The sequence below is a fragment of the Pseudarthrobacter sp. J1738 genome, from assembly GCF_050490315.1.
GTDB lineage: Bacteria > Actinomycetota > Actinomycetes > Actinomycetales > Micrococcaceae > JBNPEO01.
Map to the genome: position 1 here is coordinate 42,055 of NZ_JBNPEO010000012.1, position 16,624 is coordinate 58,678.

At 59.0% G+C, this 16,624-nt stretch carries 13 protein-coding genes; 5 read left to right on the plus strand and 8 right to left on the minus strand.

The features are described 5' to 3' along the window. Positions 1-25: 25 nt before the first annotated feature. Together ACQR35_RS12970 and ACQR35_RS12975 are read right to left on the minus strand one after the other, a co-directional pair. On the minus strand, positions 26-1,648 hold the full coding sequence (locus tag ACQR35_RS12970) for an ABC transporter permease (protein ID WP_430270283.1): 1,623 nt from the start codon (positions 1,646-1,648) through the stop codon (positions 26-28). Continuing rightward, positions 1,645-2,667, minus strand: coding sequence for an ABC transporter ATP-binding protein (locus ACQR35_RS12975; protein ID WP_430268779.1), 1,023 nt, complete (start codon positions 2,665-2,667; stop codon positions 1,645-1,647). Before ACQR35_RS12975 ends, ACQR35_RS12970 begins: the two co-directional genes overlap by 4 nt. Before the next feature lie 228 nt (positions 2,668-2,895). Between ACQR35_RS12975 and ACQR35_RS12980 the strand changes: the two genes are divergently transcribed. Further along, positions 2,896-3,543: a response regulator gene (locus ACQR35_RS12980; protein WP_430270284.1), complete on the plus strand. Its 648-nt coding sequence runs from the start codon at positions 2,896-2,898 to the stop codon at positions 3,541-3,543. A 29-nt stretch (positions 3,544-3,572) separates the two neighbouring features. Here ACQR35_RS12980 and ACQR35_RS12985 read toward each other — a convergent pair whose 3' ends face one another. Next, on the minus strand, positions 3,573-5,357 hold the full coding sequence (locus tag ACQR35_RS12985; RefSeq protein ID WP_430270285.1) for a GAF domain-containing protein: 1,785 nt from the start codon (positions 5,355-5,357) through the stop codon (positions 3,573-3,575). Between the two features lie 268 nt (positions 5,358-5,625). On the opposite strand from ACQR35_RS12985, the gene ACQR35_RS12990 reads away from it, so the two are divergent. The 3 genes from ACQR35_RS12990 (at position 5,626) to ACQR35_RS13000 (ending at position 8,515) form a co-directional block, all read left to right on the plus strand. Further along, complete coding sequence (locus ACQR35_RS12990) at positions 5,626-6,096, plus strand: pyridoxamine 5'-phosphate oxidase family protein (protein WP_430270286.1); 471 nt, start codon at positions 5,626-5,628, stop codon at positions 6,094-6,096. Between the two features lie 17 nt (positions 6,097-6,113). Further along, the gene (locus ACQR35_RS12995) at positions 6,114-6,575 is read left to right on the plus strand and encodes a pyridoxamine 5'-phosphate oxidase family protein (protein WP_430270287.1); all 462 of its coding nucleotides are present in this window, start codon (positions 6,114-6,116) and stop codon (positions 6,573-6,575) included. Between the two features lie 107 nt (positions 6,576-6,682). Then, positions 6,683-8,515 (plus strand): heavy metal translocating P-type ATPase, encoded by a 1,833-nt coding sequence (locus tag ACQR35_RS13000; protein WP_430270288.1) that lies wholly within the window; start codon positions 6,683-6,685, stop codon positions 8,513-8,515. Here ACQR35_RS13000 and mgtA read toward each other — a convergent pair. Next, positions 8,512-11,142, minus strand: a complete 2,631-nt coding sequence (gene mgtA, locus ACQR35_RS13005) for a magnesium-translocating P-type ATPase (protein WP_430270289.1) — start codon at positions 11,140-11,142, stop codon at positions 8,512-8,514. The genes ACQR35_RS13000 and mgtA overlap by 4 nt on opposite strands. Before the next feature lie 192 nt (positions 11,143-11,334). Here mgtA and ACQR35_RS13010 point away from each other — a divergent pair, with 192 nt between their 5' ends. Beyond that, positions 11,335-13,803: a phosphoketolase family protein gene (locus ACQR35_RS13010; protein WP_430270290.1), complete on the plus strand. Its 2,469-nt coding sequence runs from the start codon at positions 11,335-11,337 to the stop codon at positions 13,801-13,803. Here ACQR35_RS13010 and ACQR35_RS13015 read toward each other — a convergent pair. The 4 genes from ACQR35_RS13015 to ACQR35_RS13030 form a co-directional block, all read right to left on the minus strand. After that, positions 13,792-14,760 carry an FAD:protein FMN transferase gene (locus ACQR35_RS13015; RefSeq protein ID WP_430270291.1) on the minus strand — a complete coding sequence of 323 codons (969 nt, stop codon included), beginning with the start codon at positions 14,758-14,760 and terminating at the stop codon, positions 13,792-13,794. The genes ACQR35_RS13010 and ACQR35_RS13015 overlap by 12 nt on opposite strands. A gap of 1 nt (position 14,761) precedes the next feature. Further along, entirely contained in the window at positions 14,762-15,091 is a 330-nt protein-coding gene (locus ACQR35_RS13020; RefSeq protein ID WP_430270292.1) for a hypothetical protein, read from the minus strand. A 198-nt stretch (positions 15,092-15,289) separates the two neighbouring features. Then, the gene (locus ACQR35_RS13025) at positions 15,290-16,132 is read right to left on the minus strand and encodes a universal stress protein (protein WP_430270293.1); all 843 of its coding nucleotides are present in this window, start codon (positions 16,130-16,132) and stop codon (positions 15,290-15,292) included. 85 nt (positions 16,133-16,217) lie between these two features. Further along, positions 16,218-16,541, minus strand: coding sequence for a putative quinol monooxygenase (locus tag ACQR35_RS13030; protein ID WP_430268768.1), 324 nt, complete (start codon positions 16,539-16,541; stop codon positions 16,218-16,220). Between the last annotated feature and the right edge of the window lie 83 nt (positions 16,542-16,624).

The following is a 16,624-nucleotide window of genomic DNA, read 5'->3' on the forward strand; positions in this document are numbered from 1 at the left end:
GTCCCGCGCTCAGTGGGACGGACTTTTAGCCTGTGTGTAGGTCGCGCCGCCGCATGCCCACCACGGCTGCCGCGGCCACCACCACAGCGAGCCCCACCATCCAAACCCCACCGCCAACGTTTGTACGAATCCCCTGCGGAACCGGCGTATGAGTGAACGGAGACAAATTCCGCAACGCTTCCGGGGCGCCGATCATGCCCCCAAAAATACCCAAAAACACCCCTGAGCCCAGGAAAGCCCAACCCAAAACGGTGCTGGCGCCAGGAACCACCACAAATAGAAGTGCCACCACGCCCAGGTACAGGAGCGCCGCCGGAAGTTGCGCCGCGGCGGCAAGAAATACGTCCCCCATCCGCTCCGGCGAGTCCCCGGAAACCAGCACAGCCAAGGAGGCAAACAGCGCCGCGGTGAGCAGCACCAACACCACACTGACCACACCCAACAACAAGTAGTCAGCCAACCAGTGCACCCGGCTCGCCGTTGTAGAAAGGACCAGTTCGGCCCGCCGACTGTCCTCTTCTTGGCGCATCCGCACCACTGTCTGCACAGCACACGCAGCCGCTAAAACTCCCACTATGGCGAACATCGCAGCGATCAGTACTTGGGAAATACTGGTCTCCCCCGCCGCGACCATAGTGCGTAAGGTTTGGCCCAAAATGGCATTAGTTTGGGCCGCTTGTTCCACCAGTTTGGCCAAAGAACCAGCCAAGACCCCCGTAGCCGCAGCACCCACGCACCACCCCATGATGGTTGGCCACTGCAGCCGCCATGCCAAAGCAAAGGAGGTCGACAGTGCCGGCCGCGCTTCCATCCGGCCAGAGCGTTCAGCCAACAGACTAGAACCACTGTCCCGCCGGGATTGAAGGGCAAAAACAGTCACGGTACATAGGGCCCCCAAGCCAAGTCCCAGGAACAACGGCAGCAGATTGTTGGCCGTATATGCAGCGCTCTGCTGCCCCCAACCAATCGGCGAAAACCAACTGGGCCACGCCGCAGTCATATGCGTTCCGTCCGCATGCGGAATGCCCAAGGCGTCCCCCAGTCCACGCAAAAGATAAGCCAGTACGACGGCGGAACTTGAGAGAGCATTGGCCGCCCGGCCGGAGCGCACGAACTGTGCCGCTAACAGGCCGAAACCAAAAAAGGCCACACCAGTAGAAGCGACAGCCGCCCCAGTCACCAGCGAACCGTACGGCTCCAAGCCGCCTGCAATAAACCCGAGAGCCACAGCGGCACACAACACCACGTTGGCTAGGAACGCGTGAATCACCGTGGCCACAGTGGGTGAGTACCTAGACGCCGGGGTTGAAGCCACTAGCTCAGCGCGGCCGGATTCCTCTTCCGCTCTGCTGTGCCGCACCGCTAGAAAGGTATTCATTAGCCCGGCCATCAACGCCAGGAACGTAAAGATCTGGAAGAACACAAAAGCATCCAAGGCAGTACCTTGGGGTAAACCGCGCAACATCAAAATGGCGGGGTTTGCCACAGCAAGGCGAATAATTCCTTCACGGCCCACCGAGTCACCATATGTTTGTGCCACCGCAACGGCTGAGAAGAACCCCAGAAAGCCAATGCTCGCAATCCACGCAAGCAGTTGCCATCGGTCACGCCGGAGCCGGTGGAGCAGCAAAACCCAAACGGCGTTCATTGCCCGGCTGCTTGGAGGCCGTTGTTGGTGAATCCGTCCTTGGTGAATCCGTCCTGTTTCACGCCGTCGTGGGCCAGTTCCAGCGTGTAGTGACGCAAAAACAAGTCCTCGAGGGAAGGCGGTGTGATGGTCAAGGCCTGCGCGTTTAACTGCGCCAGCAAGGGCAAAACACCAGCCATGTGTTGGCTCTCAGCGGTGAACTTTATGCGCGCACTTTCAGCGCCAGTTGTTTCCAAGGCAAGGTCCTGGACGCCGGGAGTATGACGCAGTTTCGCCATGGCTTCCGTGATCACCGAAGGGGCCTCTCCCACACCAAAGGAAACGTCGCTGCGCGTTAGTCCACGCAGCTGATCAAGGGTTCCGGTTTCTACAGTTTTGCCTTGCCGAATGATAGTCACCCTGTCACACAAACGTTCCACCTCGGAAAGAATGTGGGAGGAAAACAGCACAGTGGCGCCATCGCCTGCCACGCGCTCAATTTCCTGGTTAAAGACCGTCTCCATAATCGGGTCAAGGCCGCTGGTGGGTTCATCCAACACGTATAGCTGGGCCGGTGTTGCCAAGGCAGCAATCAGCGCGACTTTTTGCCGGTTGCCTTTTGAATAAGACCTGCCCTTTTTAGACGGATCGAATTCAAACGCTGCCAGCAGACGGTCTTTCCTCTCCCGGTAATCTTTTTTGTTGGAGGCCCCTCGGCGCAGCCGGCTCAGCAAATCGATGGCTTCTCCCCCGCTAAGGTTTGGCCACAAACTCACGTCACCCGGGACGTACGCAATGCGCTGATGCAAGGCCGATGCGTCCTTCCACGGATCCCGTCCAAACACTGTGACGTCACCTCCACTGGAGCGGAGCAACCCTAAGATGATCCGGATGGTGGTGGATTTTCCGGAACCATTGGGCCCCAGAAAACCATGCACTTGCCCGTGCTCCACGTTCAGTTCCAGCCCGTCCAAGGCAGTGGACGTACCGAAGTTCTTACGTAGATCCCGGATTTGGATCAGTGCTGGACTGTTACCCATGTGTTCCCACCTCAACCCGCTAGTCTTACTGCAAGTCTGATGAGAGCCTGCGCCAAGCACCAGAGTCTAAGGTCACCGAACGCGCGAACCTCACCCGAATATCCCCAGCCCGCACCGGGACTTTGGACCCTTGATGGCAGCTACCGCATCCGGAAGACTCACAAGTGATAGAAACGTAGCTTGGCACTGACACTTGTAAACCACAAACGCGCATAACTAAGGAGAACCGTGGATCATCAAGAAGCCCCCATCAGGGTCTTCGTCCTAGACGACCACGAACTTGTTCGCCGCGGCCTGCAAGAACTCCTTGAGAGCGAAGGCTTTGAAGTAGTCGGTATGTCCGGCCTCGCCGTAGAAGCAACACACCGGATCCCGGCATTACACCCGGACGTTTGCGTTCTGGACGCCCGCTTACCTGACGGCACCGGCATTGAAGTCTGCCGTGATGTACGCTCCGTGGACCCATCCCTGAGCTGCCTCATCCTGACCAGTTACGACGACGAACAAGCTCTCCGCGGCGCCGTTCTAGCAGGTGCCGCAGGCTATGTGCTGAAAGAGATTGGCGGAACCGATCTCTTGGGCGCCATTCGCCGGACCGCCCGTGGCGAATCACTCTTTGATGCCGACATAAAAGCGCGGATCCTTCAGGGCCTCACAGAGCCGGAAACTCCCGATCCGCGCGTAGCTTCACTCACCCCGCAAGAGCGGCGAGTACTCCAGCTCTTGGGCCAGGGCCTGACCAACCGGCAGATCGGCGAACAGATGACGCTGGCTGAAAAAACCGTCAAAAACTATGTGTCCTCGATGCTGGCCAAACTTGGTTTTGAGCGCCGCACCCAAGCGGCCGTATACATGGCCAACAAACCGGGTAGCTGAATGCACGCTTCAGCCTAGTGCGCTGGTATTTAGCCAACTGCCCCCGTGCTCACCGGCACCGACCACTGAACGTGGGTCCCCTCACCGGGTGTGCTGCTAACGGTGCACCAACCGCCTAACTCGGCGGCCCGGTAATCCATGTTGACCAGCCCGTTCCCGGGCGTGCATTCAGCGAAACCCACACCGTCGTCGTCGACCTTTAACAACAGCGCCCCGTTCTCAACGGCAACACTCACCCGGATACTTTCCGCCCCAGAGTGCCGGACAGCGTTGCTCAGCGCCTCTGAGATCACAGCCAGCAAATGCGTCCCAGTAGTGGGGTTGCTGATCGAATCGATCCTGCCGCGTAGCTCAAGATGAGGCGCAAATGGCAGTGGCCTAGACACGTTCCTGGCCGTGCGAAGGATGCGCGTGCTCAACAACTCAGTGCCGTTGGACGTGGAATGCAAGGAATAGATGGTGTTGCGCAGATCCCGGATGGTCTCGTCCAGCTCCTGAGTAACCGCATCGATCCTGGACAAAGCCGGCTCACCATCCGTGAACCTGCGCAGGCTCTGAATACTCAAACCCGCCGCGAACAATCGCTGAATCACCACGTCATGCAGATCCCGAGCAATCCGGTCCCGATCAGTAAAAACCACCAACTCCTCGCGCAAACGGTGACTCCGGTCAAGCTCCAAGGCAACTGCCACGTGCGAACCAAAAACGGCGCCCATCTGCACATCCGAATTCAAAAAGGGCCCCTCGCCACGGCCACGGACCAAAATCAGCAAGCCGTGGTGCACTCCGCGTGCGCTGAGATCAATAGCCAATAATCGTCCCCTATGCTGCCCAATGAGCCCACCCAAAACGGTGCTTGCGTCCTCAGCTTGGGCGGTTTTTCCCGTGTCAACAACAGAACGAATCAGGGGCGAATCCATGGCCAGCAACTGACCAGAAAATCCGGCAGACCCCTTACCGGCAGCTCCCGCCACACGGTACGCGGCGGCGCTGGTTACCTCCACGGAATCACCGGGGACCACAATGAGGGCGAGCCGGGCGCCGGATTCCTTGAGTGCACGCTCGGCAACAACATCAAAGGCCACGTGCTCGGCGCCGGTTATGTGCTCCGAAGCTGTCACCCCTGCGGAGCCAGCAGCGTGTTCCTCGCCCAGAACCCGGCCCGTAACGTCCATACACGCTTCCAACCAGGAAGCCCGGCGCCGCGAATCCTCATAAAGCCGGGCGTTCTCAATGGCCACACCGGCGGCCGCTGCAAGTGCTACGGCCAGTTCTTCGTCCTCAGCGGTGAAGTCCCTACCCCCCTCTTTGTCCGTCAAATACAGGTTGCCAAACACCACGTCTCGCACCGTGATGGGCACCCCTAGGAACGTTTTCATGGGCGGGTGATTGGCCGGAAAACCGTAAGCATGGGGATGTTCCCGCAGATCGTGAAGCCGCAACGGGGCCGGCTCGGTAATAAGCTGCCCCAACACCCCATGACCGGTGGGTAGTGGGCCAATCTTCTGGGCCAAATCCTTGTTTATGCCCACGGTGATGAAGTGACTGAGCTGCTTGTCCTCACCAATCACCCCAAGAGCGCCATACTGGGCATGCAAGAGCCGGCAAGCCGAGTTCACCACCCGGTCAAGGACAGCCTCAAGGCTCAGGTCCTCGGCCACGGCAACCACTGCTTCAAGGAGGCCCCGCATATGCTGCTGAGCGTCTAGGAGCTCACCGCCGCGGTCCAAAAAGTTCTTGAGCAGGTCTTCGATCTTCGCGTCTACCGCTGGTAACTCGTGGAATCGCCGGGGACCCGTGTTGGAACTTTCCATATGCCAGCTTCCACCTCACTGCACCCATCAAACACTGCACCCATCAAACAACGTATGTCCACGCAGGGATATACGCCGCGGCCACTGCCGCTCTCAGACTACGCGGGGCTACCGGCACTAGCTAGAGTGCAGCTGGCCCCAGTTCCCTGCATCTGGTTCGCTACGTTCGGTTCACCATGCCTGGTTCACAACCTCCACCGCGCTCCCTGTAAACCACTGGGCCATTGGACCCTAGTCTCTGACGTGGCGCACGCGTAGCCTCATGGACATGACGAACAAACCAACCACCCCGGAACCGGAAAACTTGGCACCGAATCAGTGCTGGGACTTGTTACGCACCACCTCGGTGGGCCGTCTGGCCCTTTGGGTCACCGACCACCCGGATATTTTCCCCATCAACTACCGCGCGGACCACGGCACAGTGGTGTTCCGCACCGGCGACGGGACCAAACTTCACGCCGCCTTGAGTGAGACCCCAGTAGCTTTTGAGGCCGACGGCGTCAGTCCCGATGGCGGTACGGCTTGGAGCGTTGTGGTCAAGGGCGAAGCCACCGCCGTAACTCTCACCCAAGAAGTAATGGACACTGTGGGGCTGTTGTTGTTCCCTTGGCAGGACGGGCGCAAAGACCACTTCATCCGGATCGTCCCCAGCTCCATCACAGGACGCCGCTTCTCCGTGACTCCGCCGCTGACGTGGTGGAGCCCCTTGGATGATGCCACCCGCGCAGGACTCGAATAGGACGGATGCGACAGTACATGGACCAGGAATTAGAAAACATTGAACGCCTCAGCCCCGAAGAGTGCTGGGACTTGTTAGGCTCCACCACGGTGGGACGGCTAGCCGTCATTGTGGACAATCACCCGGAAATCTTCCCGGTGAACTACGTCCTCGATCAGAACAGCATCGTTTTCCGCACCGCCTCCGGGACCAAACTCTGGGCCACTCTGAGCGATCCGTGCGCCTTCGAAATTGATGGCTATGATCCGCACACCGAACAGGCTTGGTCCGTGGTGGCTCGAGGCAAAAGCGAGCTGATGCTGGACCATGGCGAAAAAGCCAACGCTGATGAACTCCACCTAGAACCTTGGCAGCCCGGTAGAAAGAACCACTACCTACGCCTGAACCTCGAGGCCATCAGCGGCCGACGCTTCACCACCAACCATCCTGACATTTGGACCACACCGGACACTGACGCCCGCACGGAGACCTTCCACTGAACACCGAATCGCTTAACTCCGAGCCGCTTAACGTCGAGCCACTGAGCGCCCAGCCCGGCACCAAAACCTCCGGACCCGTTCTGAGAGCTGTCAAACAATACCCGCTGGTGGCCTTGACCGTTCTGGTGGGTGCCGCCGTCGGAATTCTTTTACTGACCGGCCAGCCGGTGGCGGCCCAATGGACAGCCACCGTTTTTGCACTCGGCGTCACAGCGGTCCGGACCATCGCCATGGTCCGGGAAATTTTTCACGGAAAGTGGGGCATTGACCTCCTGGCCGTGACAGCCATTGTGGCCACAGTTCTGGTGGGCGAATACATCGCCTCGCTGATTATTGTCCTGATGCTCACCGGTGGTGAAGCGCTGGAAACCTTTGCGCAAGGCCGGGCCTCCCGGGAGCTCCGCTCGCTCTTGGACCGCTCACCAAGGATCGCTCACCGCGAAGCCAAGGGGGTGGGAAGCGTTGCCGAGGACATCCCCGTAGCTGACGTGGAAATTGGGGATGTGCTGCTGATTAAGCCGTCAGAAATCCTTCCAGTGGACGGCGAGCTACTCACCGAGGCCGGGATTTTTGATGAGTCAGCGCTCACCGGTGAAAGCCTCCCCGTGGAGCACGTCCGTGGTGACACTCTTCTGAGCGGGTCCCTTAACGGCGAAGCTGCTGTTCACCTGCGGGCCACGGCCACTTCCGCGAACTCCCAGTACAGCCAAATTGTGGCGTTGGTCCAAGAAGCAGCTGCTAGCCGGGCGCCCACCGTCCGGCTGGCCGACCGGTACGCCGTCCCCTTCACGCTAATAGCATTGATTCTGGCCGGACTCGCCTGGTTTATCAGTGGTGAGCCGCACCGCTTTGCCGAAGTCCTAGTGGTAGCCACACCGTGTCCTCTGCTGATCGCCGCACCAGTGGCCTTTTTGGCAGGAACCAGCCGTGCAGCCCACGCCGGCATCATCATCAAAAACGCCGGCACCCTTGAACAACTTGCCCGGGTCAAAACTGCCGTGTTCGACAAAACCGGAACACTCACCCATGGACACCCCACCCTTGAGAGAATCCAGATCGCGCAGAGCGCGCCCGCAGGACTCACAGCCGATCGTCTGCTGCAATTGGCGGCCTCCGCGGAACAATATTCTTCCCATGTGCTAGCCAGTTCCGTGATGAACTCCGCACGCGCCAAAGGCTTGGCCCTCTTGCCTGCCACCGATGCCCGCGAACACGCCACCGACGGCGTTACAGCCCAGTGCCAGGGTCACACCGTAGTGCTTGGCAAAGCAGCGTTTGTGGCCGCAGCAACCACTGGATTTACCCGAACCATCCTTGCGAGCGGGCAACTGGGCATCTACCTTGGGGTGGACGGCCAGTTCGCCGGGGCCCTCATGATGAGTGACCCGCTGCGCGAAAACGCCCCCGCCACGGTGGCTGCACTCCGCGCACTTGGAGTCCAAGAAACTCTGCTCCTCACCGGAGATGCCACCTCAACCGCCGAGCACATTGGCCGCGAAGTAGGCATCAGCACGGTTCATGCTGAATGCCTGCCCGCGGACAAAGTCACCGCCGTAGCAGCCATCACCCAACGCCCCGTCATGATGGTGGGCGACGGCATCAATGACGCACCGGTCCTCGCTGCGGCCGACGTCGGCATAGCGATGGGTGCCAAAGGCGCCACAGCGGCAAGCGAGTCAGCCGACGTCGTTATTATGATCGACGACCTATCCAGAACCTCACTCGCCGTGGAGATTGGCCAGTACACACTCAAGATTGCTCACACCAGTATTTGGACCGGGATACTACTGAGCCTCGGCTTGATGGTGGCAGCCGCATTTGGACTGATCCCCGCCGTTGCCGGCGCGCTCCTGCAAGAATTGGTGGATTTGGCCACCATCCTCAACGCCCTCCGGGCCCTCGGCGACGGCCACAAGCGCTCACCCGTAGCTCCGCGCTAGAGCTGCTGAGAAACACTAAAGCGGGCCGCCCGGCGGTGAACATGGTGCGTCCGCCCACGAGGCTTCGCGGCAGTGGCGGGTAGCTCCGTTTGAGCGGACCGGGCAAAGAACCAGTGCTTGGCGGTCTCCACAAGTACCAAATACACCACTGTCATGGCCAGAAGCGCTAAGAAGAACGGCACAGGTAGCGGATCAAAACCAAGAACCGGCCCCACCGGCGACAGCGGCAAATAGATCCCGGCGGCCACCACACTCAGCGAGGCCCACAACAAACCTGCCGAAGGTCTGCTGCGCAAAAACGGTACACGGCGGGTTCTGATGGCAAAAATGATCAACGTTTGAGTGGCGATGGATTCAATAAACCAACCTGCCCGGAACTCGCCAGGGGCTGCATTAAAAACAAACAACATCAACCCAAAGGTGGCGAAGTCGAACAGAGAACTGATGGGACCAAAGAGGAACATAAAACGGCGAATAAAGGCAATGTCCCAGTGCGATGGCGCTCGCAATTGTTCCTTGTCCACCCGGTCCCCCGGAATGGCCAACTGGCCAGTGTCGTAGAGCAGATTGTTGAGCAGGATCTGGCCCGGCAGCATGGGCAAAAAACTCAAGACCACAGAGGCCGTTGCTGCGCTAAACATGTTCCCAAAATTGCTCGAAGTCCCCATCAGGACGTACTTGATGGTGTTAGCAAAAATGCGCCTCCCCTCCCGGACACCTTCCGCCAAAACCCCCAGGTCCTTGTCCATCAACACAATGTCAGCAGCACCCTTGGCAACATCCGTGGCGGTCTCCACCGAAATTCCAACGTCCGCCGCGTGCAAGGCGAGGGCGTCATTGACGCCATCGCCCAAAAAGCCCACAGCCCGGCCTTTTTGGCGCAGGGCCCGGATGATCCGTGCTTTCTGTTCTGGGGAAACACGGGAGAAAATGCTCGCCTCATTCGCAGCTACCGCCAACTCTTCTGCGGAGAATGCATCAATCTCAGTTCCGGTGAGCGTCCCGCCGGAAACCAAACCCAAGTCGGCGCACACCTTTGCCGCCACCCTTGCGTTATCCCCCGTGGCAACTTTCACGGCAATCCCTAGGTCCGCGAGCGCCTTGAGTGAATCTTGGGCACTGACTTTGGGCTTATCCAAAAACACGAGGAACCCGGCCAAGACCAGACCGTGCTCATCTGCCGGTGTAATAGCCGATTTGCCCACCACTTCCCGGTAGGCAACGGCGATAACTCTTGATCCGGCGTCGTACTCATTGTCCAAAAGTTGCTGGGCGGCGGCCGGGACGTCGGCGCAGACTGCCATCACGTCCTCTGGTGATCCCTTGGTGACGATCTGCTGGTGACCGGCGGAGCTGCTGATGAGTACGCTGGTCATCCGCCGCTGGTGATCAAAAGGGAGGATGGCCAACTGCTGCTGGGCCGTGGTGCTGAAATCTTGGGCGTCGCTTGCGTCCCACAGGGCTGTGTCCAGCGGGTTCTGGCCCAGGGTTAGTACTGGTGTGTGGGAGTAGTCGGCCTCTGTGGCGAGCAGGCCCAAGGTAAACAGCTCGTCCTGGGTAACGTCCGTGCGCACGGGGTGGGCTGCCACAAAACTGATGTGCCCCTCGGTGAGGGTTCCGGTTTTGTCCGTGACCAGCACGTCCATGTCTCCGAGGTCCTCAATACAGACCAGACGTTTGACCAGGACTTTCCGCTTAGCCAGGGCCCGAGTTCCAGCCGCCAGGCAGGTGCTCACCACGGCTGGCAGTAACTGTGGGGTAATGCCCACAGCGATTGCGAGGGAAAAGAGCAGTGACTCCAGGAGCGGGCGTCCCAAAAGGAGGTTGGCAATAAAGATCAGAGTGGTCAGTCCTACCGCCACTTGCAGCAGGAGGAAGGAGAAACGCTTGAGCCCGTTTTGGAACTCTGTTTGTGGTTGGCGCTCCCCCAAACCCATAGCGATCTTGCCAAACTCGGCGCGTCCACCGGTAGTAACCACCACCCCGGTGCAACTGCCAGCGGCGATGATGGTGCCCATAAAGAGGCAACAGGACAATTCCGCTAGGACGCGGTCACCCTCACACGGTGCTGGGTCCTTATCTACTGGGAGCGATTCCCCTGTGAGAATGCTTTCATCGCACTGCAAACCCTGCGACGTCAGTAGCCTGATGTCCGCAGGGATCAAGCCGCCCAAGGCCAAACGGACCACGTCACCGGGAACAAGATCCACCACGTTGATGCGTGATTCTTTGCCGTCCCGCAAGACCACCACTGTGTGTGTCACTCGATCATGCAGCGCTTCGGCGGCACGCTCAGCGCGGAATTCGTTGGTGAAGCCCAAGCCCACACTGACCACGAGGATCACACCAATTACGATGGAGTTGGTGGCGTCACCCAAAAATAGCGACAAGCCCGCCGTGATGATCAGCAGGATCAGGATGGGGCTTTTGAGCTGACGGCCTAAGACCGACCAGCCACTGGCCCTGTGTGTTCTCAGTGCATTGGGGCCAACGGCTTGCAAGCGTTTGGCGGCCTCGGCGCTATCAAGACCGTTGTCCCTGGATTGCAAGTCTTGAAGGACTTTGCCAATCTCATCCCCGGCCGATTCAGGCGCAGTGAAGCGGCGGAAATCCGTTGCTTCTTTCACTCCAGCAAGGCTCACTAACTGCCAACCTGTCCTGCAGCGGTGGTTGCTGCGTTTTGTCCCTGTGGTGGGCCCAGTTGTCCCGTGCCTTACATATTCCAGTAGCCGAGCGTTCCTGCACAGGGTCCAAAGTCCCTTTCAGTCAGCACCGGCAGATGCCACACTGAGGAAGAACGTTGATTACCAGCATTGACCATGCAGCCAACGCGGTGGACATCCACCCCAACGGATCCGGGGCAAGCCTTGAACAACGAAGAAACCCAGCACAACGCGTCACCTTTCACGCCTGCCGTAAACTCCGGCGTTCCCGCAGAATTTGTTGAGCTGGACAGGTACTGGCACGCAGCCAACTACCTGACGGTGGCGCAAATTTATCTGCAAGAAAACGCCCTCTTGCGTGAGCCGCTGCGTGTGGAGCACATCAAATCCAGACTCTTAGGCCACTGGGGCACCAGCCCTGGATTGTCCTTGCTGTACGTGCACTTGAACAGGCTGATCAACAAAACCGGCGCTAAAGTTCTTTTTGTTGCCGGGCCGGGCCACGGTGGGCCGGCCGTCGTCGCAAATGTCTATTTGGAAGGTTCTTATTCCGAGGTTTACCCCGAGGTTAGTGAGAACCATAAGGGTCTGCGGAAAATGATCCGTCAGTTCTCAACCCCGGGCGGTATTCCCAGCCATGTTGGCCCGCCCACGCCCGGTTCCATCCATGAAGGTGGCGAACTGGGGTACGCACTCTCGCACGCCGCCGGTGCCGCAATGGACAATCCAGAACTGATTGTGGCGTGTGTGGTGGGTGATGGGGAGGCAGAGACCGGCCCCTTGGAAGGTGCCTGGAAAATCCCCGCATTCTTGAACCCACGCCGTGACGGTGCTGTTTTGCCCATCCTGCACCTGAATGGTTACAAGATTGCTGGGCCCACTGTGTTGGGACGCCAATCGGACCAACAGGTAATGGACTTGCTCAGTGCTCACGGTTGGGACCCCATAGTGGTCTCCGGTGATGACCCGGCATTGGTTCACCCAGCTCTGGCCCAGGCCGTAGAAAAAGCTCATAAGCGCATTGTGCAGATTCAGGCCCAGGCACGGGAACGCGGCACTAACGGTATTCCCCGCTGGCCGGCGATTATTCTGCGTACCCCCAAGGGCTGGACCGGACCGTCCTCGGTGGACGGCGTCCCGGTTGAAGGGACCTTCCGTTCCCACCAAGTACCGCTCTCCGGTGTGAAGGAAAACCCGGAGCATTTGGCCCAGCTTGAGGCGTGGTTGCGGTCCTATAAACCAGAAACACTGTTCGACGACGAAGGGCGGCTAGTGCCTGAGCTTGCGGCTTTGGCCCCGGCCGGTGAAGCGCGTATGGGTTCCAGTAAGTGGGCTCAAGGTGGTCCAGCCTTGGCGCCGCTGCCCATCCGGCCCTTGGAAAATTATGCCCTCGAAGTGGGCGTTCCTGGTTCTACTAAGCACGAAACCACCAAAGTTCTGGGCGAGATGCTCCGGGACATTTACACTGACACATCAGACGATCCGCGGTTCCGGCTCTTTAGCCCCGATGAGACAAATAGCAACCGGCTAGGTGCCGTGTTTGAGGTAACCGATCGTTGCCTGATGGAGCCGGTTCAAGAAGGCGATGACCACCTTTCCCCAGACGGGCGGGTGATGGAAGTTCTCTCCGAACACTTGTGCCAAGGCTGGCTGGAGGGGTATTCGCTCACTGGACGTTACGGTCTTTTTGCCACCTATGAGGCCTTTGCCATGGTCAGCGCCTCCATGACCATCCAGCACACCAAGTGGTTGCAACACGCACGCGATTTGCCATGGCGGAACCCCGTTCCCAGCCTGAACATTTTGTTGACCTCGACCTGTTGGCGCAATGACCACAACGGTTTCAGCCACCAGGGCCCCGGGCTCATTGATACGGTCCTCTCGCTCTCCGGATCTGTGGTTCGGGTATACCTGCCACCAGATTCCAACACTCTGCTAGCAGTCTCCGAACATGTTCTCCTGAGCAAGGACTACGTGAACTTGGTGGTGGTGGACAAACAAGCTCACCCACAGTATTTGACCCTCGAAGAGGCGCGTCATCATGCCGAAGCTGGTGCTTCAATCTGGCATTGGGCCGGGAACGAGGCTGAAACCAAAGAGGCCGCCGATCCTGATGTGGTGATGGCGTGCGCCGGTGACGTACCCACGGAAGAAACCCTCGCGGCAGCGTGGCTCCTGCAACGGCACATGCCACGCCTCAAAGTCCGGGTAGTCAACGTGATGGACGTGATGGTCCTGCCGCCCGATGATGCGCACCCGCACGGTATCAGTGACGCGGACTTCGAAAAACTTTTTACTTCCGACGGCGAGGTGATAGTTGCATGGCACGGTTACGCCCGAGCCTTCCACCAACTCCTTCACGGCCGCCAACACCCGGGCCGCTTTCATGTGCGCGGGTATAACGAACAGGGCACCACCACTACCCCGTTCGACATGGTGGTCCTTAACAGGATGAGCCGCTACCACTTGGCACTTGAATCCATCCGCCGGGCCGGGCAGCACGTTGACGGTGCCCAAGAATTGATTGAACATTGCAACACCATGCTGGCCCGGCACGCCAGCTATGTTCAGGAACATTTGGAGGATATGCCAGAAATTCGCGATTGGGTGTGGTCAGCGCCCTAACTCGGGCGCTGGCCAGCCGCCGGTGGTGACTACCCTGTGCTGCTGATCAACAAATCTGGCGGCAACACCGGCAGCTTTGAACCAGTCAACGGCGCCAAAGCCGCGCACAATTCCTGCGGTGCTGTACGCATTGGCCTGCAAGCACGTTGGCGCCGCCACGGTGACTGATCTCCACACGGGCTCCACTGGTGTGCCAAATCGTGGGTCCAAAATGTGGTGAACTTCTTTACCGTTCTGCACCCAACGCCGCTTCTGCGTACTGGAGGTGGCCATGGCGTGCCCAGCCGCTAAGCCAACCTGCTGCCACGGGTCTTGGGCGAGGTCTTGGACCAAAACCTGCCAACCACCCAGCGGTGCCGGACCCGCCGTCGCAATATCCCCACCCAAGGACACTAGAACGCCGGTGCCCAAGGTTGCGGCAACGCGGTCTGCTGCCATGTCTGCGGCAATTGCTTTCGCTGTGGCGCCCAAGTCCAGGCGAAGGGTCTGCGGCATCTGCAATGTGCGGCCAGTGAGCTTAACGCGCTCCCAGCCCGGTGCACGTCCAATAGTTCTGACCTGCACCACCACCGAAGACGCCGAAGGGTGTTTTAGCCCGCTGCGAAGTTTTACTTCCTTGAGGTCGCGGTCATAGCCCAGGGAGTCCATGTCGCGTCCCAAGGTGGGGTCCACTGCCCCATCCGTCCATCGGGCGGCGTCGAGTGCACCAGCCACCAGCAGGGCCAAGGTTGAGCTAACCGTTGCCCCGGACGCGAGTTCAGGCTGAAGTTTGGCCAACTCTGAGTCCGGCCGGAAGCGGCTGCCGGCAGCATCCACCTGCGCTATAACTTCCCGAACAATCTCTTCCGCAGCATTTAGCACCGAGGCGTCGGTGACAGTCAATGACGCTTCAAGACCCCATACTATCCAGTTGGTTTGAGCGATTCTCTCAATGCCGCTCGTCGTGAGATTGCTCATCCTAAGAACCCGTTGACTGGCCGCTGATCATTCCACCGTTGCCCTGCTGGACAGAGGTATCACCGGAAGAGTCCGTACTACCTGAGGAAGCGCTGCTGTCCGAGGATCCACTGCTGCTTGAAGTACCACTATCGCTTGAAGTACCGCTGCTGCTGGTGCTTCCGCTGGTGGTTTGCGAGCTCTGATTCGTGCTGGTGCTGGATGCTGCGGCGTGAGTGCTACTCATGGCGTCTACTGTTACGTTGGTGATCCCCACAACTGCCAGACCGCCCACCGCCACTAGCGCTGTGGCCTTAACCGCACCCTTGCTTCCATTACTTCGCGGTTCCATCACAGGCTCCTATCCGTTCGCTGAATCCCCTGAATTCATAGTGGCCGCGGTTCCTGTGATTTGGATTAGTCAGTTCTTGGAGCGGCCTTTGGATAGTGGCCGGTGGTGCCCACAGTTGTGACTTCCGTCCGCGCTGATGAAAACCTCTCAAACACACGCTGCTCAGTGCCTGGCATACACCCGGGTCTGCCTTCAGAGTCAGTTTGCCGGGCGGGTGAGCACCAAGGGGCATACAAGACCCTGCAAAAGACTGTGTGTTGTTAGCCCGTGACGCAAGTGGTGGACAACGTCACCACCACGGCTACCCACTACCAAGAGGGTTGCATGCCGCGCGGAATCTTTGAGTGCTTGGGCGGGATCTTCACCGAAAATAACGTGTCCCTGTACGTTCAGCGCAACACCGAACCGTGCCTGAAGCTCGGTGATAGTGGAATCGATAACATCCTGACCCGCCGTCTGAGCGTCAGACTCATCCGAGGAGCTACCAACCAGCCCCGTACTGGTGCTTGCCGCGTAAATCATGGTTAGCTCACCGCCGCCTCTGAGAGCTTCACCGGCAGCAAAATGGGCCGCGACCAGCGAATTGGGTGAGCCGTCAATCCCCACCACAATTCTTGTGGCTTCGCTGGGTGTGTGTTGCGGAATGATGGCGAGGGGGCACAAGGCTAGGACGGTGAGTTGGCTATTTACAGCGCCGAATCCTTCCCCGTGAATGTCAGCAGCCCGGTCAGTACCAACCACCAACATCTCGGCATCGTGGGAGGCTTCAACCAATTTGCCGGCGGGATCACCTTGGGTGATGTGTACCTGCACCTCCGTGAGAGGCGCAAACTCCCGCACTCGGTCAGCGTCGTTTTCCAAAAGAGCAATACTTTTTTGACGCTCGTTGTGCAGGTCTGTAGGTCCTGCAAGCTCATCAATCACGTGCATCAGAACCAGCGGGAGTTGGAGTGCCTCGGCACGCCGAGCAGCCCACTCCAACGCCACCTTGCTTGACGCGGACTGATCTACCCCAACAACAATTGGCTCCTTCGAGGACATCTTTGACCCAACTCCCCTGCTGTTCTGACAATCTATGGTTCAGATGACTGATGGTGTTGAAGTACTGCTGAACTAACTTTTCAAGCTAGGACGCAGGCACTTCCATCTCGCCGAGTTTGGACCAGCCGTCAACCTTCACGTTGACGATGTCCGGGGTTTCACTCAGGTACGCCGGCAAGGTCTGAGTGGCCTTCTGGAAATGATCTGACTGCACGTGCTCCCCACCGGCTTCGTCATCACGGAATGCTTCAAGCAGCACGTACGTGTTGGGCTCTTCAACCGAACGTGACCATTCAAAAAAGACGCAGCCTGCTTCAGCGTTGGTGGCCTCAGTGAACTCACGGGAAATCTCCGGCCAGGCGTCGGCGTGCTCAGGCTTCACCGGGAACTTCGCAGTAATAAAGATCAACATGTACTCCTTTTACATCGTGGCCGGGCGGGGTGGCCGCAGCACTTTAGCTCTGCCATCCACACTAGTTGACGCCTGTGCCA

Coding starts and splice junctions, on each gene's coding strand:
- ACQR35_RS12970 (WP_430270283.1), bottom strand. CDS start 1,648: ATGAACGCCGTTTGGGTTTTGCTGCTCCACCGGCTCCGGCGTGACCGA.
- ACQR35_RS12975 (WP_430268779.1), bottom strand. CDS start 2,667: ATGGGTAACAGTCCAGCACTGATCCAAATCCGGGATCTACGTAAGAAC.
- ACQR35_RS12985 (WP_430270285.1), bottom strand. CDS start 5,357: ATGGAAAGTTCCAACACGGGTCCCCGGCGATTCCACGAGTTACCAGCG.
- ACQR35_RS12990 (WP_430270286.1), top strand. CDS start 5,626: ATGACGAACAAACCAACCACCCCGGAACCGGAAAACTTGGCACCGAAT.
- ACQR35_RS12995 (WP_430270287.1), top strand. CDS start 6,114: ATGGACCAGGAATTAGAAAACATTGAACGCCTCAGCCCCGAAGAGTGC.
- ACQR35_RS13010 (WP_430270290.1), top strand. CDS start 11,335: ATGCAGCCAACGCGGTGGACATCCACCCCAACGGATCCGGGGCAAGCC.
- ACQR35_RS13015 (WP_430270291.1), bottom strand. CDS start 14,760: ATGAGCAATCTCACGACGAGCGGCATTGAGAGAATCGCTCAAACCAAC.
- ACQR35_RS13020 (WP_430270292.1), bottom strand. CDS start 15,091: ATGGAACCGCGAAGTAATGGAAGCAAGGGTGCGGTTAAGGCCACAGCG.
- ACQR35_RS13025 (WP_430270293.1), bottom strand. CDS start 16,132: ATGTCCTCGAAGGAGCCAATTGTTGTTGGGGTAGATCAGTCCGCGTCA.